22 protein-coding genes and 3 tRNA genes are annotated in these 21,583 nt (G+C 69.2%); 13 read left to right on the forward strand and 12 right to left on the reverse strand.

Annotated features, from left to right (window positions below; all coding sequences use genetic code 11):
• The first annotated feature begins 146 nt into the window (after positions 1–146).
• Positions 147–1,118, forward strand: coding sequence for an NYN domain-containing protein (locus tag ACFSJG_RS08760; RefSeq protein ID WP_378484815.1), 972 nt, complete (start codon positions 147–149; stop codon positions 1,116–1,118).
• 41 nt (positions 1,119–1,159) lie between these two features.
• On the opposite strand, the gene ACFSJG_RS08765 is transcribed toward ACFSJG_RS08760, so the two are convergent.
• The gene (locus ACFSJG_RS08765; RefSeq protein ID WP_378484816.1) at positions 1,160–1,801 is read right to left on the reverse strand and encodes a vWA domain-containing protein; all 642 of its coding nucleotides are present in this window, start codon (positions 1,799–1,801) and stop codon (positions 1,160–1,162) included.
• A 17-nt stretch (positions 1,802–1,818) separates the two neighbouring features.
• Positions 1,819–2,187, reverse strand: a complete 369-nt coding sequence (locus ACFSJG_RS08770; RefSeq protein ID WP_378484817.1) for a hypothetical protein — start codon at positions 2,185–2,187, stop codon at positions 1,819–1,821.
• Positions 2,188–2,357: 170 nt separating this feature from the next.
• On the opposite strand from ACFSJG_RS08770, the gene ACFSJG_RS08775 reads away from it, so the two are divergent.
• Positions 2,358–3,017, forward strand: a complete 660-nt coding sequence (locus ACFSJG_RS08775; protein WP_378484818.1) for a hypothetical protein — start codon at positions 2,358–2,360, stop codon at positions 3,015–3,017.
• A 115-nt stretch (positions 3,018–3,132) separates the two neighbouring features.
• Here the strand turns inward: ACFSJG_RS08775 and ACFSJG_RS08780 are convergent, their stop codons facing one another.
• Positions 3,133–3,495, reverse strand: coding sequence for an arginase family protein (locus ACFSJG_RS08780; protein ID WP_378484819.1), 363 nt, complete (start codon positions 3,493–3,495; stop codon positions 3,133–3,135).
• Between the two features lie 356 nt (positions 3,496–3,851).
• Between ACFSJG_RS08780 and ACFSJG_RS08785 the strand changes: the two genes are divergently transcribed.
• The gene (locus tag ACFSJG_RS08785) at positions 3,852–4,778 is read left to right on the forward strand and encodes a helix-turn-helix domain-containing protein (RefSeq protein WP_378484820.1); all 927 of its coding nucleotides are present in this window, start codon (positions 3,852–3,854) and stop codon (positions 4,776–4,778) included.
• A gap of 235 nt (positions 4,779–5,013) precedes the next feature.
• Here ACFSJG_RS08785 and ACFSJG_RS08790 read toward each other — a convergent pair.
• A tRNA-Leu gene (locus ACFSJG_RS08790) sits at positions 5,014–5,096 on the reverse strand.
• A 162-nt stretch (positions 5,097–5,258) separates the two neighbouring features.
• On the opposite strand from ACFSJG_RS08790, the gene ACFSJG_RS08795 reads away from it, so the two are divergent.
• From ACFSJG_RS08795 to pknB, 7 genes are all read left to right on the forward strand, one after another.
• Positions 5,259–6,581: an FhaA domain-containing protein gene (locus ACFSJG_RS08795; RefSeq protein WP_378484821.1), complete on the forward strand. Its 1,323-nt coding sequence runs from the start codon at positions 5,259–5,261 to the stop codon at positions 6,579–6,581.
• Between the two features lie 164 nt (positions 6,582–6,745).
• The gene (locus ACFSJG_RS08800) at positions 6,746–7,210 is read left to right on the forward strand and encodes an FHA domain-containing protein FhaB/FipA (RefSeq protein ID WP_378484822.1); all 465 of its coding nucleotides are present in this window, start codon (positions 6,746–6,748) and stop codon (positions 7,208–7,210) included.
• A complete protein-coding gene (locus ACFSJG_RS08805) occupies positions 7,207–8,682 on the forward strand; it encodes a PP2C family protein-serine/threonine phosphatase (protein ID WP_378484823.1) in 1,476 nt (491 codons plus the stop codon). Before ACFSJG_RS08800 ends, ACFSJG_RS08805 begins: the two co-directional genes overlap by 4 nt.
• Entirely contained in the window at positions 8,682–10,136 is a 1,455-nt protein-coding gene (locus ACFSJG_RS08810) for an FtsW/RodA/SpoVE family cell cycle protein (protein WP_378484824.1), read from the forward strand. The genes ACFSJG_RS08805 and ACFSJG_RS08810 overlap by 1 nt, the downstream gene beginning before the upstream one ends.
• Entirely contained in the window at positions 10,133–11,629 is a 1,497-nt protein-coding gene (locus ACFSJG_RS08815; protein ID WP_378484825.1) for a peptidoglycan D,D-transpeptidase FtsI family protein, read from the forward strand. Before ACFSJG_RS08810 ends, ACFSJG_RS08815 begins: the two co-directional genes overlap by 4 nt.
• Positions 11,626–12,957 (forward strand): serine/threonine-protein kinase, encoded by a 1,332-nt coding sequence (locus ACFSJG_RS08820; protein WP_378484826.1) that lies wholly within the window; start codon positions 11,626–11,628, stop codon positions 12,955–12,957. Before ACFSJG_RS08815 ends, ACFSJG_RS08820 begins: the two co-directional genes overlap by 4 nt.
• Entirely contained in the window at positions 12,954–14,882 is a 1,929-nt protein-coding gene (pknB, locus tag ACFSJG_RS08825; RefSeq protein WP_378484827.1) for a Stk1 family PASTA domain-containing Ser/Thr kinase, read from the forward strand. Before ACFSJG_RS08820 ends, pknB begins: the two co-directional genes overlap by 4 nt.
• Positions 14,883–14,990: 108 nt before the next feature.
• Here the strand turns inward: pknB and ACFSJG_RS08830 are convergent, their stop codons facing one another.
• Both ACFSJG_RS08830 and ACFSJG_RS08835 read right to left on the reverse strand, forming a co-directional pair.
• Positions 14,991–15,650 (reverse strand): aminodeoxychorismate/anthranilate synthase component II, encoded by a 660-nt coding sequence (locus tag ACFSJG_RS08830; RefSeq protein ID WP_378484828.1) that lies wholly within the window; start codon positions 15,648–15,650, stop codon positions 14,991–14,993.
• A 25-nt stretch (positions 15,651–15,675) separates the two neighbouring features.
• Positions 15,676–16,410: a DUF881 domain-containing protein gene (locus ACFSJG_RS08835; RefSeq protein ID WP_378484829.1), complete on the reverse strand. Its 735-nt coding sequence runs from the start codon at positions 16,408–16,410 to the stop codon at positions 15,676–15,678.
• 207 nt (positions 16,411–16,617) lie between these two features.
• Here ACFSJG_RS08835 and crgA point away from each other — a divergent pair, with 207 nt between their 5' ends.
• Positions 16,618–16,881 carry a cell division protein CrgA gene (gene crgA / locus ACFSJG_RS08840; RefSeq protein WP_378484830.1) on the forward strand — a complete coding sequence of 88 codons (264 nt, stop codon included), beginning with the start codon at positions 16,618–16,620 and terminating at the stop codon, positions 16,879–16,881.
• Between the two features lie 92 nt (positions 16,882–16,973).
• Complete coding sequence (locus ACFSJG_RS08845) at positions 16,974–17,441, forward strand: PH domain-containing protein (protein WP_378484831.1); 468 nt, start codon at positions 16,974–16,976, stop codon at positions 17,439–17,441.
• Positions 17,442–17,640: 199 nt separating this feature from the next.
• Here the strand turns inward: ACFSJG_RS08845 and ACFSJG_RS08850 are convergent, their stop codons facing one another.
• Both ACFSJG_RS08850 and ACFSJG_RS08855 read right to left on the reverse strand, forming a co-directional pair.
• A complete protein-coding gene (locus tag ACFSJG_RS08850) occupies positions 17,641–18,591 on the reverse strand; it encodes a rhomboid family intramembrane serine protease (RefSeq protein WP_378484832.1) in 951 nt (316 codons plus the stop codon).
• 24 nt (positions 18,592–18,615) lie between these two features.
• Entirely contained in the window at positions 18,616–19,143 is a 528-nt protein-coding gene (locus ACFSJG_RS08855; RefSeq protein WP_378484833.1) for a peptidylprolyl isomerase, read from the reverse strand.
• 82 nt (positions 19,144–19,225) lie between these two features.
• Between ACFSJG_RS08855 and ACFSJG_RS08860 the strand changes: the two genes are divergently transcribed.
• Positions 19,226–19,636 (forward strand): hypothetical protein, encoded by a 411-nt coding sequence (locus tag ACFSJG_RS08860; protein WP_378484834.1) that lies wholly within the window; start codon positions 19,226–19,228, stop codon positions 19,634–19,636.
• Positions 19,637–19,706: 70 nt separating this feature from the next.
• Here the strand turns inward: ACFSJG_RS08860 and ACFSJG_RS08865 are convergent, their stop codons facing one another.
• The 4 genes from ACFSJG_RS08865 to ACFSJG_RS08880 all read right to left on the reverse strand — a co-directional run bounded on the left by ACFSJG_RS08865 (position 19,707) and on the right by ACFSJG_RS08880 (position 21,499).
• Positions 19,707–20,981, reverse strand: coding sequence for a lipase family protein (locus ACFSJG_RS08865; protein WP_378484835.1), 1,275 nt, complete (start codon positions 20,979–20,981; stop codon positions 19,707–19,709).
• A 226-nt stretch (positions 20,982–21,207) separates the two neighbouring features.
• Positions 21,208–21,280, reverse strand: a tRNA-Ala gene (locus tag ACFSJG_RS08870).
• 7 nt (positions 21,281–21,287) lie between these two features.
• Entirely contained in the window at positions 21,288–21,398 is a 111-nt protein-coding gene (locus ACFSJG_RS08875; RefSeq protein WP_378484836.1) for a DLW-39 family protein, read from the reverse strand.
• 27 nt (positions 21,399–21,425) lie between these two features.
• Positions 21,426–21,499, reverse strand: a tRNA-Ile gene (locus ACFSJG_RS08880).
• Between the last annotated feature and the right edge of the window lie 84 nt (positions 21,500–21,583).

A 21,583-nucleotide genomic window follows, 5' to 3' on the forward strand; every position in this document is an offset into this window, starting at 1 on the left:
CCGGATCGGGCTCCGCTCCGGGTCACGCGACGCACTGCGCGCGCGTCCGGCCTCGCCGCCGCGAATCGAACCGAACATCTTGACCGCCAGGAACGTTCCAGCGAATTGACCCGGTCGACGTCTCACTCCCGTGCCATAGTCGTTTGATGCGATCGACGTGCTCGCTCTACATCGACACCGGGTACCTGCTGGCGTCCGCCGCGACCCGCGTGACCGGTACGTCGCTGCGCAGTGGAATCCACGTCGACTACTCGGCGCTCGTCGGGTCGCTGGTGGCGGCCGCGGAGGCCCGTTCCGGACTGCCTGTGTTGCGGGTGCACTGGTACGACTCCGCCAAGAACGGCGTCCCGGATGCGCAACAGGAACGCATCGGGGAACTCTCCAAGGTCAAGCTCCGCCTCGGTCGGTTCGGCTTCAACGGCGAACAGAAGGGCGTCGACCTCCGCATCGGACTCGACCTGGTGACGCACGCCCGCAACGGCGCATCCGACGTCTTCTTCCTCGTGTCCGGCGACGACGACCTCACCGAGGCGGTCGAGGAAGCGCAGATCCACGGCGTCCAGGTGGTGGTGTTCGCAGTGCCCACCGTCGACGGGAAGCCACACGGTGTGAGCAGGCACCTCATCCGCGCCGCGGACGACCTCGTCACGATCGACGCCGAGACCGTGGACACCGCGGTACTGAAGGTCGATCGTCAGCCGATCCCCGCGACGCCGGCTCCGTCGGCCGTGCCGGCCGCAGCGCCGCGCCCGACGCCGCTGGACCTCGCAACGATGACGCCCCGCCCGGCGGCACCGCGCCAGGCCAGTGTGCTCGCGTACAGCAGCTCGACCGGGGTCCCCGCGCACCTGGTGCCCGCGTACGCGGAGGACATCGACCAGGACCAGCTCATCGACGAGGTGGTGGTGCGCGTCCTCACCTCGCTGCTGGAGAGTGCCACGCCGAACGACCGGCTCGAACTCGAGCGGGCGCGGCCGTCGGTCCCCCGTGACGTCGACCGCGCCCTGCTGCTCGACGCCTCCGACGCGTTACAGATCTACGACCTCGACGAGCCGATCCGCTACCGGCTCCGCACCCGGTTCTGGGAGAAGTACGACAAGGGCCGCGCCCCGCACTGACGGCCGGAACCACCCGTGCGGAACACGGTGCTCCGTGGGAGTCAGTTGCCGGCTGCGTCACGCTGTTCGTCGCTGAACAACGGCATCGCGGCGGCCGGGTTGATCATCTTGGCCTCCCGGTAGTCGCGGATGTTCTTGCCCGCGGCCTCCATGGCCGCCCGTGAGTTGCCCTTGCGGTAGGTCAGCGACTGCTCACGTGCGACGCCCAGCTGCGCACCGACCTCGATCGCGTCCTGGTCGGCACCCATGTACATGAACTGCCAGTCGGACGTCCGCGTGTGCAGGTCCACGAGGTCCTTCACGGCCGCATGGGTCCACTTCCGGCTGGCGTTCTCGTGCCCGTCGGTCATGATCGCGACGATCACGGCCCCGGGCCTCTCGTCCTCGGGCTGCGCGTTGATCTCGGCGCCGAGCTCGGTGACGAGGCGTCCCATCGCGTCGAGGAGTGCCGTCCTGCCGCGCGGCCGCAGATCCAGCGGCGGCGCCTCGGAAACCGGAACATTCTGGTACACAACGTGATAGTCGTCGTCGAACTGGACGAGTGTCACGAGACACGAGCCGTCGGCGGCCTTCTGCTCCTCGACGAAGGCCGCGAATCCACCCTCGATGTCGGACTTGATCGACTGCATCGACCCCGAGCGGTCGAGCAGGAACACGAGTCGGGTGAGCTCGGTATCGGCCATGAGGATCCTCTCGATTGTCAGCTGTTGCGACGTGACTTGAAGCGCATCGGTTGGGTGACGGTCGGCGTCGGGGCGGGCGCGGCGCCCTTCTTGTCGTATCGGGCGCGTTTGACGTCGTCGGCGGTCACCCGACCGTCGGATCGGGCGTAAGGGGCGAGCTGGGTCGTACGGGCGAGACGCGGGCCGACGGCGTTCTCGGACAGGCCGGCCCTGGCTCCTGCAGAACGTAAGGACAGCTCGCCGTCGACCACCGCCCGAGCGAGCTGCTCGTCGAGCAGTTGACTCACCTCGTCGAGCACGATCCGCAGGTGCGACAACGCATCCGGCGGATCGGCGGATTCGGCGTGAGCGAGTTCGGACCGGATTCGGTCGTAGCGATTGGACATGCCCGACATTACCGCAGAAAGTGCGGGTCCGCATCAACTGCGGGGATGACAGTCGATCGGCGGACACCGTATTCTCACCCTGGCGAATCGGCGAACGCGCCGGGCCAGGGCCGCGTATCGTCCGCGCGGTTGCCGATGGACGGCGACCATCCCGACGAGAGGTGGCACGAATGGTCGAACGTCCGGAGCGACTCCGCAGGGGCGCGGCACCGAAGGCTCTCGCGGCCTTGGTGCTGGCGGCCGGGCTGGCAGTCGGCCATGCGGGAGTTGCAGGCGCCCAGTCCTTCTCGAGTTCCTCCTCCTCGGTCGACACCGAATGGGAGATCTCGTGGGCGGCATACCAGGCCGAGGAGCGCCTGGCCGGATCCCTGCTGGAGACCGTCGAGGTCACGCTGCCGATCACCATCGACGCGCCCCTCGACCACGTGTTCCCCGTGTACTCGAACCTCAACAGCAGCCTCGGACGGCACCCCTTCCTCATGGACGTCCTCGACCATCGCAGCTACAGCGAGGACGGTGCCGACGTCCGGGAGTTCATCGCGATCGAGGGCGTCCCCGCCGGTTCGGTGTCCATCCCCGCGCGCACCGTCGGGCAACAGCGGGTGTACGCCGCCGACCACCGGTACACCACGGAGACCTGGAGTGCACCCGGCGTCATCACCCAGCAGGAGATCACCTTCTCCGAGGAGGCCGGCTCGACCACCGTCACCGAGCACCTGACCTTCAAGGCACCCGCGCTGCTCATCGACTTCACGGTGCAGAACGGAACATCCTCCCACATCGAGAACCAGCAGGTACTGAAGCGGGACATCGAGAACGGCACACTCTGACAGATCCGAACACCGGTGCCGCCGAACGACTGTGCGTCGGCGGCGGCGCCGGCCGCCGAGGCGATCGTCAGCCGGTGCAGATCGACGAGGGTGTCCCGATCGAGACGTGGCCCGACTAGCCGCCCGCCAGAACGAACGCGACCGGTAGCCGTCGCCGCCGGCACCAGTCGAACACCAGCCGCTCCCGCTCCGCGAGGACATGCACGGAGACGTCGGCATGCCAGATCCGCGGATCGCGATCGCCCAGCCGCGCGGTCCCACCGCCGCAATGGGCGTCGAGATCAAGGACGAGAACCGACCGGACCACTCCCTCGTCGAGAAGTGTCCTCGCGGCGACGACCAGCCCGTTGGACGTGCAGAACCCGTCCCCCCGATCGGCTTTCGCGTGATGCAGACCGGAGGACAACGATCCGGCCACACCCTCGTCCAGGGCGCTGCGGGCAGCGGCGAGGACGCCGCCGTTGGACGAGAGCACCATCGACCACAGCGCCGGGTCCCAGTCGAACCCCTGGACTCGGCGAGGTATCGCGGCGCACCGGTGCGTGCCGCGTCGACGTAGTCGGCGCGTGGACGCGCTCCAGACACGAGGGCTCGAGTGGGGCCGGCGCGAGAACCTCGACGCCGTCGATCGGACGACGGCCCAGTGAACCCGCGATCGAGCCCGACTTGCGGTTCGTGTCGAATCCGTGTGCGGCACCGACGTAGTCGGGGTGGTAGTACAGCTTCCGAGCTGCCGGGGCGCAGCAAGCTACCGGGGCTGGCGGTGGTCGCCGGGACCGGATCGGAGCCACCTTCACTTGCGCCTCCCGTAGGGGGAGATACGAGAGTGGGGGCATGGACGCTGACACCTCGCTCTCCATCGGTGATCTCGCGCGGCGCACCGGACTGACAGTCAAGACGATTCGGTACTACGCGGACACGGGAATCGTTCCGCCCACGAGTCGAAGTTCGGCGGGGCACCGTCGCTACGGTGCCGATGCCGTCGTCCGACTCGAGTTCGTCCGCACGCTTCGCGACTTGGGCCTGGATCTGGAATCGATTCGAAAGGTGGTCGATCGCGAAGCCGCGCTCGCCGACGTCGCCGAAACTCACGCCGAGGCGCTGGCGGTTCAGATCCGACTGCTCCGGACACGACGCGCACTTCTGCTGGCAGTCGCCGCACGAGGATCCACAACCGAAGCGATGACGACGGTGCCGGCCCTCGCAGCGATGGCCGAGGGGGAACGGCATGCATTGATCGACGCGTTCCTCGACGGGGTGTTCGGAGGGGCGGCGAGCGAAACGGGAGTCCCGGGAATCATGCGCACGCTGACGCCCGAGCTGCCGGACTTTCCCGAACCGGAGCAGATCACGGCGTGGGTGGAACTGGCCGAGCCGATGCAGGACATCGAGTTCCGGAACGTCATGACGGGCCTCGCCGACCATTTCGCCGCCGATCGTGCGCACAGCGTTGGAGTGCACCGCGACACCGCAGCCGTGATTCGCGACCTCGTCGGCCCGGCGCTCGCCGCGAACGTCGCCCCGGCCGCGCCGGAGGCCACTGCCGTGGTCGACGAAGCAGTGGCGAGTTTCGCTCGGACCGTGGACCTACCTGTCGGCCCCCGTGTGCGGCGGCAACTGCTCGACTGGCTCGCCCTCGTGCAGGACCCGCGTCGCGAGAGGTACCTCGAACGTCTCGCCGTCGTCAACGGCTGGTCCGCCCCCGAGTCGCTGTCGCCGGTGTTCGCCTGGCTCGAGCGAGCTGTGTCCGCGAGAGAGTGAGCTAGGGTGCAGCCACCGGACACGGCGCGCCGAGCTGCGACCCCGGGCTGCATCAGCTGCTTCCGGTCCGAACAATTCCCGGCCGCTTCAGGAGCTTTCACTGTTCGGCGCCGGAATCGCGGGCCGTTTCTCCCCTCCCCGACGAGTCGGCCGCGGCACCGGAAACAGAAAACGAGGTCACGATCTCTTTCGAGTTCGTGACCTCATTCGGTGCAGTTCGTGGAACTGCTCTCTGTGGGCGAAGGGGGACTTGAACCCCCACGTCCCGAAGGACACTGGCACCTGAAGCCAGCGCGTCTGCCATTCCGCCACTCGCCCGAGCGACGCTGGAAACACTAGCACGCACCCCGACGAAAACACGATTCGCCCACCTGACCTGCGGCGATGATCACACACCGACAGTGGGTCGCACACCCCGGATACCATGGCGATGCGGTGTGGACTCACCGCGACACGCGAACGAGCCGAGAGGAGGTCGGTGTGGGTATCGTCCAGCGCTTCGAGCGCAAGTTGCAGGGCGTGGTCGGAGACGGCCTCGCCCGGGTCTTCGGCGGCGGCGTCGTTCCCCAAGAGGTCGAGACGGCACTGCAGCAGGAGGCACGCGACGGGCTGCAGCAGCTCGACGGCGGGCACGCTCTCGCCCCGAACTCGTACGTCATCACGATCAACGAGTCGGATCACGAGGAGCTGTCCTCCGACAGGGACTTGACAGTCAAGGCGTTCTCCCGACACCTTGAGGACTTCATCCGGGATCAGGGATGGCAGACGTACGGGCCGATCTCCGTTCGGTTCGAGCCGTCCCCCACACTGCACACAGGTCAGTTCCGGGCCCGTGGAGCGGTGGACCCGGATGTCGGCTCATCGCCGAACCCGCGCCAGGGTCAGCGAGTACCGTTACCGACCGCGAACGCACGACCCTCCGCACCTATGAACCCAGGAGCCGGCCAGATGACGCAAAACCCAGGTTTCGACCCCTCGCGTGAGCCCGCAGACGAGGGTCGGTACTCGCAGGACCGCCCGCCGGTCGGCGCGCAGAACGGTAAGGCCTACCCGTCGTACTCGGCGGCGGGCGGAGGCTACGACCAGCCTCGCAACGGTTACGCACAGAGCGGCGGCCGCCCCAACGGCGCCGAGTACGGCAGCCCGTACCCGCCCGCGGCGGACTACCAGCAGGCCGACTACCAGCAGTCGGAATACTCCAACCCGTACCCGCCCAACCCGGACTACCCGGCCAACCCGTACCCGCCGCAGGCCGGTCAGGAGTACGGCCGCAGCGACTACCAGCAGGCCGACTACGCCAACCCGTACCCGCCGAACCCGGACTACTCGGCCAACGCGTACCCGGGCGGCCAGGACTACGGCCGCAGCGACTACCAGCAGGCGGACTACCAGCAGGCCGACTACGGCTACGGCCAGCAGGCGTACGGCCAGGAGTACGGTCAGCAGTCCTACGGTCAGCAGCCCGCGTACGGCCAGGAGTACGGCCAGCAGTCCTACGGCTACGACGCGAACCGCACCTTCACCGCCACCCTGCAGCTCGAGGACGGCAGCGGCCGCAACTTCCAGCTCCGCGAGGGACGCAACGTGATCGGCCGCGGCCAGGAGGCCCAGTTCCGGCTCCCCGACACCGGCGTCTCTCGCCGGCACATCGAGATCCGCTGGGACGGTCAGGTCGCCATGCTCTCGGACCTCGGCTCGACCAACGGCACCACCGTCAACGGCGCGCCCGTCCAAGACTGGCAGCTCGCCGACGGCGACGTGATCCGTGCAGGCCACTCCGAAATCCTGGTGCGCATCGTCTGATCCCGTCGACTGCGATCAGCTGAGCACGTGAGGACCGACCGGGTACCCACGGCAGCGGTCGAAGCCCCAGCACATTCCGTATTGTGGTTTGTGCGATCGACCCAACCGTATCGCCGTGTACCGCTGTCGGCACCGTGCCGCGCGCCAGGAGGAGGTGGACCGACGTGCAGGGACTGATCCTGCAATTGACCAGAGCCGGCTTCCTGCTGCTCCTGTGGCTGTTCGTGTGGGCGGTTCTGCGCACCCTCCGCAGCGACGTGTACGCGGCTGCCGGTGTTCGGGTGCCGCCGCGATACAACCGCACGTCCTCGGTGCTGCCGTCGTTCGGGAAGCCGAAGATCGCGAAGAACCTGGTCGTGACGCAGGGCGCGCTCGCAGGCACCCGCATCACGCTCGGCACCCAGCCTGTCCTCATCGGCCGCGCCGACGACTCGACGCTGGTGCTCACCGACGACTACGCGTCCACCCGGCACGCGCGCATCTCCCCTCGCGGAACCGACTGGTACGTCGAGGATCTCGGGTCGACGAACGGCACCTACCTGGATCGGGCCCGGGTCACCACGGCCGTCCGGGTACCGCTCGGCACGCCGGTCCGGGTCGGCAAGACAGTGATCGAGCTCCGCCCGTGACCCTCGTCCTGCGCTACGCAGCGCGCAGCGACCGTGGTCTCGTCCGGTCCAACAACGAGGACTCCGTCTACGCGGGTGCACGCCTCCTCGCCCTGGCCGACGGCATGGGCGGCCACGCCGCCGGTGAAGTGGCGTCGCAGCTGATCATCGCCGCCCTCGCCCACCTCGACGACGACGAGCCCGGCGACGACCTTCTCGGCAAGCTGGCCGCGGCCACCCGGCACGGCAACGCCGCCATCGCCGAACAGGTCGAGGAAGAACCCGAACTCGACGGCATGGGCACCACGCTGACCGCGATCCTGTTCGCCGGCAGCAAGCTCGGCCTCGCCCACATCGGCGACTCCCGCGCCTACCTGCTGCGCGACGCCGCGCTCACCCAGATCACCCGCGACGACACGTTCGTCCAGTCCCTCGTCGACGAGGGCCGCATCACCGCCGAGCAGGCGCACACCCACCCGCAGCGGTCGCTGATCATGCGGGCGCTCACCGGCAACGAGATCGAACCGACCCTCACCGTCCGCGAGGCCCGCGCCGGCGACCGCTACCTGCTGTGCTCCGACGGCCTCTCCGACGTCGTGAGCGACGAGACCATCACGGACGTCCTGAGCAGCGGCACCCCCGCCGAATCCGCCGACCGGCTCATCGAACTGGCACTGCGCAGCGGCGGTCCGGACAACGTCACGGTCGTCGTGGCGGACGTCATCGACCTCGACTACGGCCCGAGCCGCCCGATCGTCGGCGGCGCCGCATCCGACGACGACGAAGAGGACACCCCGCCGCCGGACACCGCCGCAGGCCGGGCCGCCGCGATGCGCCCACCGCGCGCCACCCCGCGCCGCGTCCAGGTGACCACCGAGCCGCAGCCGAAGAAGCGTCGGCGCCTGCGCTGGATCCTGGTCGCGCTCGGCCTGATCGCCGTCATCGCGGTCGGGCTCGTGATCGGCCGCGTGCTGGTCCGCAACAACTACTACGTCGGCGCCGACGACGGCCGCGTGGCCGTGATGCGCGGCGTCCCCGGATCGGTCCTCGGCTACTCGCTGCAGGAACCGAATCTTGTCGGATGCGTGACCGACAGCGGTGAGCTGACGCTCGTGCCCGCAGGCGACACGTCGTGCACGGCGCTGACCGTCGACTCCCTGCAGCCGTCCGCGAGGGAACAGGTGCGGGCCGGGCTGCCGTCCGGGTCCCTCGAGGACGCCAAGAGCCAGATGCAGCGCCTGGTCGACGGCGACCTGCTGCCGGTGTGCGCGTCGGAGGAGACCACCACACCGGCCACACCCACCCCGACCCCGCCTCCCCCCGCGGCGCCCGCGCCCACGGCCGAACCGGTGCCCGCACCGGCACCCGAGCCTGCCCCGGCACCCGCCCCGGCGGCGGAGCCCACACCCGCGGCCCCGGTGGTCGAACCGACACAGCCCGCCGAGGCGACACCGGCGCAGATCCCGGGTCAGAACTGCAGGACCGGTAGCTGATGTCCGTGTCCTCTGCGCCTTCCGGGGCTTCGTTCCCGAGCCCGCCCGGAGGGTTTGCCCCCGCGCCCGAGCAGTCCACCCGGCGGACGGTCGAACTACTGCTGATCCTGGCCGCCATCGGCATCACCACGCTCTCGCTGGTGCTGGTCGAGGCGAGCCAGGAACAGACGATCACCTGGGACCTCGCGAAGTACGGGCTCGCGTACGCCGCGCTCTTCCTGATCGCCCATGCGGCCGTGCGTCGCTGGGCCCCACACGCCGATCCGCTGCTGCTGCCGATCGTCGCGCTGCTCAACGGCCTCGGGCTGGTGCTGATCCACCGACTCGACCTCGCCGACGCGTCGACGGCCGCCGCCTACGGGCGAGCGGCGCCGTCCCCCGACGCCACCCAGCAGGTGCTGTGGACGGCGCTCGCGATCGCCGGGTTCATCGCCGTCCTCATGCTGCTGCGCGACTACCGTCTGCTCGCCCGGTACAGCTACACGCTCGGCCTCGCCGGCCTGGTGCTGCTCGCGATCCCCGCGCTGCTGCCGTCGTCGATGTCCGAGGTGAACGGCGCGAAGATCTGGATCAAGCTGCCGTTCTTCAGCATTCAGCCCGGCGAGTTCGCGAAGATCCTGCTGATCATCTTCTTCGCGTCCGTGCTGGTGTCGAAACGCGAACTGTTCACCACCGCGGGCAAGCACGTCTTCGGCCTCGACCTGCCCCGCGCCCGCGACCTCGGACCGATCCTCGTCGCGTGGGTCGTCTCGATCGGCGTCCTCGTCTTCGAGAAGGACCTCGGGACCTCGCTGCTGCTGTTCGGCACCGTCCTCGTGATGCTGTACGTGGCGACGGAACGCGTCGGCTGGCTCGTCATCGGCGGCGCCCTGCTCGCCCTCGGCTTCGTGCTGGCGTACCAGATGTTCGGGCACGTCCGCGTGCGTGTGCAGACCTGGATCGACCCGCTCGGCGACTACAACAACACTGGCTACCAGATCTCGCAGTCCCTGTTCGGGCTCGCCACCGGCGGCGTCGCCGGGACCGGTCTGGGCAGCGGCCGGCCGTCGCAGGTCCCGTTCGCGAAGACCGACTTCATCGTCGCGACGATCGGTGAGGAACTCGGCCTGATCGGCCTCGCCGCCGTCCTGATGCTGTTCCTGATCCTCATCATCCGCGGTCTCCGGACCGCCCTCGCGGTGCGCGACAGCTTCGGCAAACTGCTCGCGGCCGGCCTGTCGTTCACGATCGCGATCCAGCTGTTCGTCGTCGTCGGCGGTGTCACCAAGCTCATCCCGCTGACGGGCCTGACGACGCCGTTCATGTCCTACGGCGGGTCCTCGCTGCTCGCCAACTACCTGCTGCTGGCGCTGCTGATGAAGATCTCCGACTCCGCCCGCACACCTCCGGAACCGAAGAAGAAGGGACCCGCACCGATCGCGGATGCACCGACGGAAATGTTGAGGCGCACATGAACACTCCCCTGCGCCGCGTCGCGATGGCCGTGATGGTGATGGTCGTCGCGCTCCTCGCCAACGCCACCTACGTCCAGGTCATCAAGGCTGACGACCTGCGCACCGACCCGCGGAACTCCCGGGTCCTGCTCGACGAGTACTCCCGCCAGCGCGGGCAGATCTCCGCGGGCGGTCAGGTGCTGGCGGCGTCCGTCCCCACCGACGACCGGTACAAGTACCTGCGCACCTACCCGCCGAACCCGGCCGCGCCGTCGAGCCCGTTCGCGAACGCACCCGTCACCGGCTTCTACTCGATGCTGTACGGCAACACCGGCCTCGAGCGCACCGAGGACGCCGTACTCAACGGCTCCGACAACCGGCTGTTCTCCCGCCGCTTCTTCGACCTCGTCTCCGGACGCGACCCGCGCGGCGGCAACGTCGTCAGCACCATCGACCCCGTCGTCCAGCAGGTCGCCTACGACCAGCTGACCGCGAAGGGATACACCGGCGCCGTCGTCGCGATCCGGCCCAGCACCGGCGAGGTCCTGGCGATGGCGAGCACCCCCAGCTACGACCCGAACCTGCTGGCCAGCCACGACGGCAAGGTCAGCACGGAGGCGTGGGAGACGCTCAACGCCGACCCCGAGAAGCCCCTCATCAACCGGGCCGTCTCCCAGACCTACCCGCCCGGATCGACGTACAAGGTGGTCGTGACCGCCGCCGCCCTCGCCAATGGCGCAAACCCGGAGGAACAACTGACCGCGGCCCCGACCATCACCCTGCCGGGCACGGCGACGACGCTCGAGAACTACAATGGCACCAACTGCGGCGGCGGGCCCACCGCCTCCCTGCGGGACGCGTTCGCCCGGTCGTGCAACACCGCGTTCGTCGAGCTCGGCATCAAGGCCGGGGCCGACGCGCTCAAGGAGACCTCCGAGGCCTTCGGCATCGGACCGGACACCCCCGGCGTGCCGATCCCGGTCGCCGACAGCACCGTCGGCTCCATCCCCGACGACGCGGCGCTCGGCCAGTCCAGCATCGGCCAGCGCGACGTCGCCCTCACACCCCTGCAGAACGCCGTCATCGCCGCGACCATCGCGAACGGCGGCGTCCGCATGCAGCCGCACCTCGTCGCGCAGCTGCAGAGCCCCGACCTGTCGAATCTGGCGACCACCGCCCCCGAATCCCTTGGGCAGGCTGTGTCTCCTCAAGTTGCGTCCACGCTGACCGAACTGATGATCGGCTCCGAGAACAACACGGGCGGCGGCAACAAGATCGCCGGCGTCCAGATCGCCTCGAAGACCGGCACCGCCGAACACGGCACCGACCCGCGCAACACGCCGCCGCACGCCTGGTACATCGGGTTCGCACCGGCGCAGGACCCGCAGGTCGCGATCGCGGTGATCGTCGAGGACGGCGGCGACCGTGCGCTCGCCGCAACCGGCGGTTCGGTGGCGGCCCCGATCGGCCGGGCCGTGATCGGCGCTGCGTTGCAGCGGGAAGGCGAACGATGAGTCTGCAGAACGGCGCCCTCATCGCCGATCGTTACCGCCTGCTGCGCCTGATCGCCACCGGCGGCATGGGCCAGGTCTGGGAAGCCACCGACAACCGGTTGCACCGCCGCGTCGCCGTGAAGGTACTCAAGGCGGAGTTCTCCTCCGACCCCGAGTTCCTCGCCCGGTTCCGCACCGAGGCGCGCACCACGGCGCAGCTGAACCATCCCGGGATCGCCGGCATCTACGACTACGGCGAGACCCGCGACACGACCGGGCAGGACACCGCCTACCTGGTGATGGAACTGGTCAACGGGGAACCGCTGAACACGGTCCTCGCCCGCGTCGGCCGGCTGTCGCTGCCGCATGCCCTCGACATGCTCGAGCAGACCGGCCGGGCGCTGCAGGCCGCGCACGCGAGCGGGGTCGTGCACCGCGACGTCAAGCCCGGCAACATCCTCATCACCCCGACGGGGCAGGTGAAGATCACCGACTTCGGCATCGCGAAGGCCGTCGAGGCGTCACCGGTGACCCGCACCGGCATGGTCATGGGCACCGCCCAGTACATCGCCCCCGAGCAGGCGCTCGGCCAGGACGCCACCCCCGCCAGCGACGTGTACTCGCTCGGCGTGGTCGGCTACGAGGTGCTGGCCGGGCACCGGCCGTTCACCGGTGAGGGCGCGCTGACCGTCGCGATGAAGCACGTCCAGGAGGTCCCGGCACCGCTGCCCGCGGACCTGCCGCCGAACGTGCGCGAACTGATCGAGATCACGATGGCCAAGGACCCCGCGGCCCGCTATCACAGCGGCGGCGAGTTCGCGGACGCCGTCACCGTGGTGCGCTCCGGTGGGCGACCGCCGATGCCGGGCACCGGGCAACCGACCGTCGCCGTCGCACCGCCGACCGCCGCGACCACCGTGCTCGGCCGTCAGAACGGTCCGGAGACGGCCGCCGTCGTGCCCGAGCCGACGGGCCTGACCCGCGAGCAGAAGGCGCTCGCGTGGGCTGCGGGTGGGCTCATCGTCCTCGGACTGCTGATCGGCGGCTGGATGCTGCTGTTCGGCGGCGGTGACGAGCCGTCCGTCCACGTCACGTCGACGACCAGGCATCCGACGGTCACGACGCAGGCGCCGACGACCGCCCGCCCGACGACGACGGAACCCGAGCCGACGACCACGGAGTGGACGCCGGAGCCGACGACGACGGAGCGGACGACCACGACCGAGCCGCCCACCACCACGACCACGACGGAGCGGACGACGACCACCACCGAGCCGCCCACCACCACGACCGCCATCACGACAACGCTGAGCGAGACGACGACCTCGGCCCCTCAAGGACAGCCATGACGACACCGCGCAAACTCTCCTCCCGCTACGAGCTGGGCGAGATTCTCGGCTTCGGTGGCATGTCCGAGGTGCACCTGGCCCGCGATCTCCGGCTCAGCCGCGACGTGGCGATCAAGGTGCTCCGCGCCGACCTCGCCCGCGACCCCACGTTCTACCTGCGGTTCCGCCGCGAGGCGCAGAACGCGGCCGCACTGAACCATCCGGCGATCGTCGCCGTCTACGACACCGGCGAGGCCGAGACCGACGGCGGTCCGCTGCCGTACATCGTCATGGAGTACGTCGACGGCGTCACCCTCCGCGACATCGTGCGCGGCGAGGGGCCGATGGCGCCGCGGCGCGCGATGGAGGTCATCGCGGACGTCTGCGCCGCCCTCGACTTCAGCCACCGCAACGGCATCGTGCACCGCGACATCAAGCCGGCGAACATCATGATCAACCGCGCCGGTGCGGTGAAGGTGATGGACTTCGGCATCGCCCGCGCGATCTCCGACAGCTCCAGCCCGATGACGCAGACCGCCGCCGTCATCGGAACCGCGCAGTACCTGTCGCCCGAGCAGGCCCGCGGCGAGCAGGTCGACGCCCGCTCCGACGTGTACTCGCTCGGCTGCGTGCTGTTCGAGGTGCTCACCGGTGAGCCGCCGTTCAAGGGCGACTCGCCCGTCGCGGTCGCCTACCAGCACGTCCGCGAGGATCCGGCGCTGCCGTCGTCGGTGAACCCCGACATCCCGCGCGAGCTGGACTCGGTGATCCTGAAGGCGATGAGCAAGAACCCAGCGAACCGGTACCAGAGCGCCGCGGAGATGCGCACCGACCTGGTCCGCGTGCTCGGCGGGCAGCGCCCGTCCGCGCCGATGGTGATGAACGACGAGGACCGCACCACCATCCTCGGCGCCGTCGACAACAACTCCGGCCGGTACGCCGCCGCGTCGGCGTCCGGGACCGCCGCGCCCGAGCCGGCCGCCCCCGCGACCCCGTCGTCGGGCAACCGAACGCTCAAGATGGTGCTGGCCGGTATCGCCGCGATCGCGGTCATCGGCATCATCGGTGCGTTCCTGTGGTCCCTCGGACCCGGATCGAAGGCTGCGCAGGTCACCGTCCCCGACGTCACCAACAAGGTGGCGCAGGAGGCGCAGTCGGAGCTGCAGGACCTCGGGTTCCGCGTCCAGACGCAGCCGAAGGCGAGCAAGGTCGTCGGGGAGGGCAACGTGATCGCGTCGATCCCCGTTGCCGGATCCCGAGCCGACGAGGGCACCGTCGTCACGCTCGACGTCTCCAGCGGTCCCGAGCAGGTCTCCGTGCCGCGGCTGACCGGGCTGTCGCAGGCCCAGGCCGCGCAGGCGCTCAGCTCCGTCGGACTGGCCCTCGATCCGGGGATCGAGCGGGCACCGTCGACGACCGAGCAGCTCGACAAGGTCACCGCCCAGGAACCCCCGGCCGGGGCGTCGCTCGAACTCGACAGTCAGGTGAAGGTCACCGTCGGCACCGGACCCGAGCAGGTCCGCATCCCGAACGTCGTCGGGCAGACGCTCGAGGTCGCACAGCCGAACGTCGAGGGAGCCGGCTTCAAGGTCGAGGTGGAGAACATCGACTCCGGCCGCCCGCGCGGTCAGGTCGTGTCCACCGAACCCACCGGCGGCGAGACCGCGGCACGCGGCAGCACCGTCCGGCTGCAGGTGTCCAACGGGAACATGATCGAGATGCCGGACCTCAGCGGACTGACCGTTTCGCAGGCGCTGTCGGCGCTGCGGCAGGCGGGCTGGACCGGGTCCGCGAGCCAGTTCTCGCAGCGTCCCGAGGCCACCCTGGAGACCGATCAGGTCGGCAAGATCGTGACGCAGATGCAGCCGCCGGGCTCCGAGGTGTCGAAGACCGCGACGATCAGCGTCGGCATCGGCCAGCTCGGGATTCCGTCCGGGGGTCGTTAGCCCTCACGACACTCCCGCGATTGGCTCAATGTCACATCGGGTGCGTTGGATGCACCAGATGTGACATTGAGCCGACGCGGCTGGGACTGCCGATCGACGTGAGGGGTGTCAGGAAGCGGTGAGGGCGTCGCCGAGCGCGCGGGCGACCTCCGCCTCGAGCGCCTCGACGAGGGCCTCGGCGGGCCGCTCGCCGCACACCTCGAGCCAGTTCGCCAGCATCCGGTGGCCGCCCTGCGTCAGCACCGACTCGGGGTGGAACTGGACTCCGTGGATCGGCAGGTCGCGGTGACGCAGCGCCATCACGATGCCGGTGTCGGTGTGTGCGGTCGGGATCAGCACGTCCGGCATGGTTTCCGGCAGCACCGTCAGCGAGTGGTAGCGGGTCGCGGTGAACGGGCTCGGCAGGCCCTTGAGCACACCGGTTCCGTCGTGCGTCACCTGGCTGGTCTTGCCGTGCAGCAGCTCCGGGGCACGGTCGACGGTCGCGCCGAACGCGGCCCCGATCGACTGGTGCCCGAGGCACACACCGAGCAACGGCGTCGCCGCGTCGGCACACGCGCGGACCAGGTCCATGCTGGCGCCCGCACGCTGCGGGGTGCCCGGGCCGGGGCTCAGCAGGATGCCGTCGAACTCCGCCGCGACTGCGGAGCGGTCGTCGAGGCGGGGATCGTCGTTGCGCCACACGGTCGCCGCCGTGCCCAACTGTCCGAGGTACTGGACCAGGTTGAAGACGAAGCTGTCGTAATTGTCGACGACGAGGATGCGCATTGCGCCAGGATAAGCGGCGCCGCGGTCAGCGGGCGAACTTGGTGCGCATCTGGCCGCCCCACGCGGGCACCGTCAGCGAATCGGACGACTCCTGCGTGTACCCGAGTCCGTACCGGACCGCGTACTGCTTGAACAGGCGCACACCCGGCTCCGCGTCGAGTGCCGCCGTCAGTCGCGCCGGGTCGCCGATCGCCGTCATCACGTAGGGCGGGCTGTAGGTGCGGCCGTGCAGGAGCAGGGTGTTGCCGATGCAGCGAGGCGCAGAGGTGCTGACGATGCGCTGGTCCTGCATCCCGACCGCCGTCGCCCCGCCTGCCCACAGCGCGTTGAGGACGGACTGCACGTCCTGCTGGTGCACGACCAGGTCGTCCGGTCGTGCGCCCGCCGGATAGTTGCCGTCCGAGTCTCGGGACGCGTCCGTCATCGTGACGGTGACGCCTGCACCGGTGACCTCGGATGTTCCGGCCGCGCCCTCCAGCGACCGCACCTGGTCGAGCACCGCGGCGACGTCGCTGTCGGAGTAGCCGGCGCTGTCCTGCAGTGCGTCGACCCGGCCGGCGAGATCGTCGTGTTCGGCGGTGACGCCGTCGAGGTCGGACTGCGCAGCCCGGACCAGGTCGGAGAGCCGGGTGGTGTCGCCACGCCGCAGCTCGTCGCCTGAGGAGACCTCGCGGGCGGTGGCGAACAACAGTCCAGCGACGAGGAGGACGATGGGCACGCACACCAGCCAGAACCGCGACCGTCTGGCGGGTTCGGTCATGCGAAGCCTCCCGGCACGATCGACTGTGATGGGCGTCGGCCCGGTTCTCGGCGGACCCGACCGGATCCGATCGGGCCTGAGCTAGCGTGTTCCCCGCTACCGTAGGCTCGAATGTACCTGGCGCGGCGTCCACGAGGACGCCGACCGCCGCGCGTACACCGTTCATCCACAGGGCCGGCTGCCCTGGTCAACGCATCCGAGGACGTCATGCCGAAGTCGAAGGTCCGGAAGAAGACGGACTACAACATCGCCCCTGCGAACCGCACCCCGGTGAAGGTGAAGGCCGGTCCGTCCAGCCCGATCTACGTGTCGGTGATGCTCGGTCTGATGCTGATCGGCCTCGCCTGGCTGATCGTGTACTACCTCGCGGGCGATCAGATCGAATTCATCAACAGCCTGGGCGCCTACAACTTCCTGATCGGCTTCGGGTTCATGGTTGCCGGACTGATCATGACCATGAGGTGGCGCTGACCTCGGGTTTCATGGAATCTCCCGGCTTCAATTACACACCTGTCATTAATCCCCACTGTGGATAAGCACTGTGGATAACTTCGGGAGCATCTGTGCAGAACCTGCCGACCAGCTGGTCGACGCCGGTCGGGGCGCTCACCGCGACCGGCATCGGCGGGGTGGCGATGGCGGTCGCTGCGCTGGCCGTGACCGCTGATCCCGCGGGCCGCTTCCTGATCGGGCTGGCCGCCCTCGGTTTGCTGGTCGTCACCGCGCTGGGTCTGCGTCAGCGCCCTCGACTCGCGATCCGCGACGGCAACCGCGGGATCGTGCTGCAGCGGCTCGGTGGACGGCTGGACGTCGACCGCACCGAGCTGCGTCGGGTGCGCATCGTGCGCTACCCGAGGCTCGGGCGACGGGTCCCGATGCTGGAGATCGACGTGCGGCCTCCCGGCGCCGACGACGACCGGCTGCTCGTCTTCGGGCGCTGGGATCTCGGCACCGACCCCACCAACGTCTTCGACGCGCTCAACGCGCGCGGACTCGTCCCGCCGGACCCGCACCGCACCCCCGACCGCTGACGGCTGAACGTCACATTCACGCGACCTGACGAGATGAACGCCACCTTCAGCCATAACAATACGGTCGGCAGCGAGCACCAACTGCTGCACCCGCTTACGGCTGAACGCCACACTCACGCGACCTGACGAGATGAACGCCGCCTTCAGCCAGGGCGGGCGGTCGGCTGACGTGGCCTGAAGTGCGGTGAAGTGGGGTGCCTCAGAGTCCGTACTCGCTGCGCAGCTGAGCCGCGCGCAGAGCGATGATCCCCACGGTGAGGACCGCGACCACGGCGAGCCCGATCCAGCCGATCCGAATCGCCTTGGCCCGATCCTGACCTGCGCCCAGCCACTGCGGGCCGTACAGCAACGCCGCGGTGGCAGCGGCACCCGCGACAAGCCCGCCCATGTGCCCGAACAGCGAGATGCCGGGCACAGTGACGCTGATGATGACGTTGATCGCGACCACACCGATGACCGGTGCCGGGCTGCGCCGGAGTTTGAGCAAGATGATGGCCTGAGCGCCCATGATGCCGAAGATCGCGCCGGACGCACCGGCGGTGAAACCACCGTTCTCGAACGCCATCACCGACGCCGAACCGCCGAGCAACGAGATCAGATACACGCACACGTAGCGCGATCGTCCGAGCACCAACTCGGTGTCCCGCCCGAGGACGTACAGCGCGAACATGTTGACGGCCAGGTGGATCAGCCCGAAGTGCAGGAATCCGCTGCCGAGCACCCGCATCCAGTCGCCGTCGGCGACCTCGACGGGTGAGAGCACCCAGCGGCCGAACAGCTCCGAATCGAAGAGCGCACCGTACGGGGTGACGACCCCGCGACCGTTGTCGAGGATCGACTGCGCCTGCAGCGCCGTCACGAGGAAGACGACGACGTTGATCGCCATCAGCGCATAGGTGACGACGGGGGTCGGCAGTCCCGCGCGGACCGGGGCACCGGCAACGGTGCGCACCGATGCGGTCCGGCGGTTGTCCTCGGCGACGCAGTCGACGCAGTGCTGACCGACCGAGGCGGGTCGGAGGCACTCGGGACAGGCGGGGCGTCCGCAGCGCGTGCAGGACAGCCCGGTGGGGCGGTCCGGATGTCGCACGCACCGCGGCTGGGGCGGAACGCCCTCACCGGGGTTTCCACCCCAACCGGGGTTCGTCATGTGATTCCTAGAAGGTGCTGGTGCTCAGGAGATGGTGACGCTGTTGATCACGACCGGCTCGATCGGGCGGTCGGACCGGTCCACCGGGGTGCTGGAGATCGCGTCGACGACCTTCTTCGACTCCGCGTCGACGACCTCACCGAAGATGGTGTGGCGACGGTTCAGGTGCGGCGTGGGGCCGGTGGTGATGAAGAACTGCGAACCGTTGGTGCCCGGCCCCGCGTTCGCCATCGCGAGCAGGTAGGCGCGGTCGAACTGGAGCTCCGGGTGGAACTCGTCGGCGAACTTGTAGCCCGGGCCGCCGCGGCCGGTGCCGGTCGGGTCGCCGCCCTGGATCATGAAGCCGTCGATGACGCGGTGGAAGATCGCGCCGTCGTAGAACGGACCGGAGTTCTCCCCCTTCGCGTTCTGGGTGGAGTAGTCGGCGGATCCGTCGGAGAGCCCGACGAAGTTCGCGACCGTTTTCGGCGCGTGGTTGCCGAACAGGGCGATCTTGATGTCGCCGCGGTTGGTGTGCAGCGTTGCGGTTGCGGTCTGATTCGGTGTGCTCACACCCCCATCGTGCCATTCACACGCCGCCCCGGGGCCAGCCGCACACATGAAGGGCACCGTGAACATGTGCGACAGTGGACCGATGACGCGCTCGACGACGCACACGCCGACCCCGGACCCGGTAGAACTCGAAGCCGAATCCCCCAGCGCCACCGACCGTTCCGCGGCCCTGCGCCTCGCGCAGGCGACCGCCCTCGGCGTTGCGCGTGGCACCGGCAGCATCGCGAAGGGCGGTGGCCGCCTCCTCGGCCGGGGCTACTCCGCCGCGAAGGCCGGCCTCGCGCGGAACACTGCGGACGGCACCGTCCGGACCGAGGACGTCGCCGCGGCGTCCAGCGGTCGCCGTCTGCGGCCGATCCTGCTGGTCGGAGCCGCCGTCGCCGTGGTCGCGGCCGGTGTCGCGGCATGGCGGCTGCGCCGACCGGAACCGGCTCCGGTCGCCGACCGTCCGCCGAGCCTCCGCGACCTCGACGCTCCGGACCAGGCGAACTGACGCGCCGAGACCGGTTTCACGTGGAACGGGCCCGACAGATGTCGGGCCCGTTCGTCGTCGAAGAGTCGGGTCAGCAGTTGCCCGACGTCGGCACCCCGTCGAAGCGGTCCAGCATGTACTGGGTCGCCTCGGGAAGGCCGAGCAGCATCGGCGCGGCGTGGTTCACCCCGAGCCTGCCCCCCACCTCCGGCAGATCGTTCGGACTGAACTGGACGTTCGCGCCTGCCGAGCACCAATCCGCGGCCAACTGGGCGGCCTGACCGAACGGCACGATGTCGTCCGCGACACCCGACTGCACGAGCACGGGCGCAGACGGCGTGAGCCGGCCGATCCGCTGCCGATCGACCAGGTCCTTGGCGACAGGCATCCGGTCCAGGACCACGGACAGCGGCTCACCGCTGTTGGTGAAGTCCGAGGTCCGCTGGTAGCCGAAGGCCGCCACGGTCTCGGCGATGCACTGACCGGCGACGCGGGTCAGCATGTCCCGGCCCCGGTCGTTGATCTCGGTCTCGAGGGACGCCTGCAGTTCCGGGTAGGCCTCCACGAGGCTGTTGATGGTGTAGCCGATCGCGCCGGTCAGCGAGGATCCGTCGATCTCCTCCAGCGTCTTGAACAGGTCCGCGGGCGGTGCGCCGGCGTAGGTGCCCTTGACGTCCAGCTCGGGCGCGTATCGGGGCGCGAGTTCGGCCGCCGCTGCGGCAGCGCCTCCACCCTGGGAGTACCCCCAGAAGCCGACCGGCCCGTCCGGGGTGATCGAGGTCCCCGGCAGCGACTGCGCCGCCCGCACGGCGTCGAGGACGGCCTGGCCCTCGGACACCCGGTTGACGTAGGTGTGGTCGCCGTCGGTCCCGAGTCCCTCGTAGTCCGTGACGACGACCGCGACTCCGCGGAGCAGCAGGTTGTTCACGGCGATGGACTCGTACTCGACCATCGGCGCGAGATGCTCGTCGACGTTGAGTACCTGCCCGAACAGCTTGGACGGCGCGCACTGGTCGCCCTGCCCGTGGGTTCCGATCGCGAGGCCGACGAGCGGCCGCTCCCCCGCGCCGCCCCAGGGGGCCTGCGGATCGAAGTAGGTGCCGGTGACGGCAATCGGCGCACCGTTCGCGTCGGCGGTGCGGTACATGATCCGGGTGGCGTCCGCGGGCAGTCCGCCGGTGGCGGTCGGGACGCGGAGCAGCATCGACGCCGGTTCGGTGCGGACGAGTTGTCCGGCCGACGCGGGCAGCTCCGCCGGGGTCGCGTAGAAGCCGGGTGCAGCATTGGCCTGCGGGGCTGCTGCAGCCGTCAGACCCACGGCCAGCGCTGCCACGACGGCGCAGCGCGCCCGCTTGTCGATCGTCACGTCGAGAACCCCCGAGAGCTAGATGTTACGTTCGGTAACATATTTTCCCGGAGGCTAACACAGGGGTGGACGTCACCGAATTCGCGGTTAACTTACACGATCCCGACCTGGCGTTTCCCCGCCGGTGGGCACTTGATCCACAGGAGTTGTCCACAATTCCACAGGCGACACGACAAAGCCCCACACCGTCTGGTGTGGGGCTTCGTGAATCCGTGTGGAGAACTTGTGGAGCCTAGGAGATTCGAACTCCTGACATCTGCCTTGCAAAGGCAGCGCTCTACCAACTGAGCTAAGGCCCCGTCCGCGTCAGCGGCTGGTAACCTCGTGCCAGACATCCTCGCCGCCGCGTTGCGATCGCAACTTGGCAATTCCGAAGACCACTGCAACCGCGGTAAGGGCGACCAACAGAATCTTCATCCGCGAATCCTTCGTTGACACGGGGAGTGGGCCTAGGAGGACTTGAACCTCCGACCTCTTCGTTATCAGCGAAGCGCTCTAACCGCCTGAGCTATAGGCCCGTGTCCGGCTCGTGAAACACTCTCTCGAACCGAGGCATGACACTACCTCACCGACCCGCAGCCACCAAAATCGGGCCGGTGAGG

This window comes from Rhodococcus gannanensis (assembly GCF_042681175.1).
Taxonomy (GTDB): domain Bacteria; phylum Actinomycetota; class Actinomycetes; order Mycobacteriales; family Mycobacteriaceae; genus Rhodococcus_G; species Rhodococcus_G gannanensis.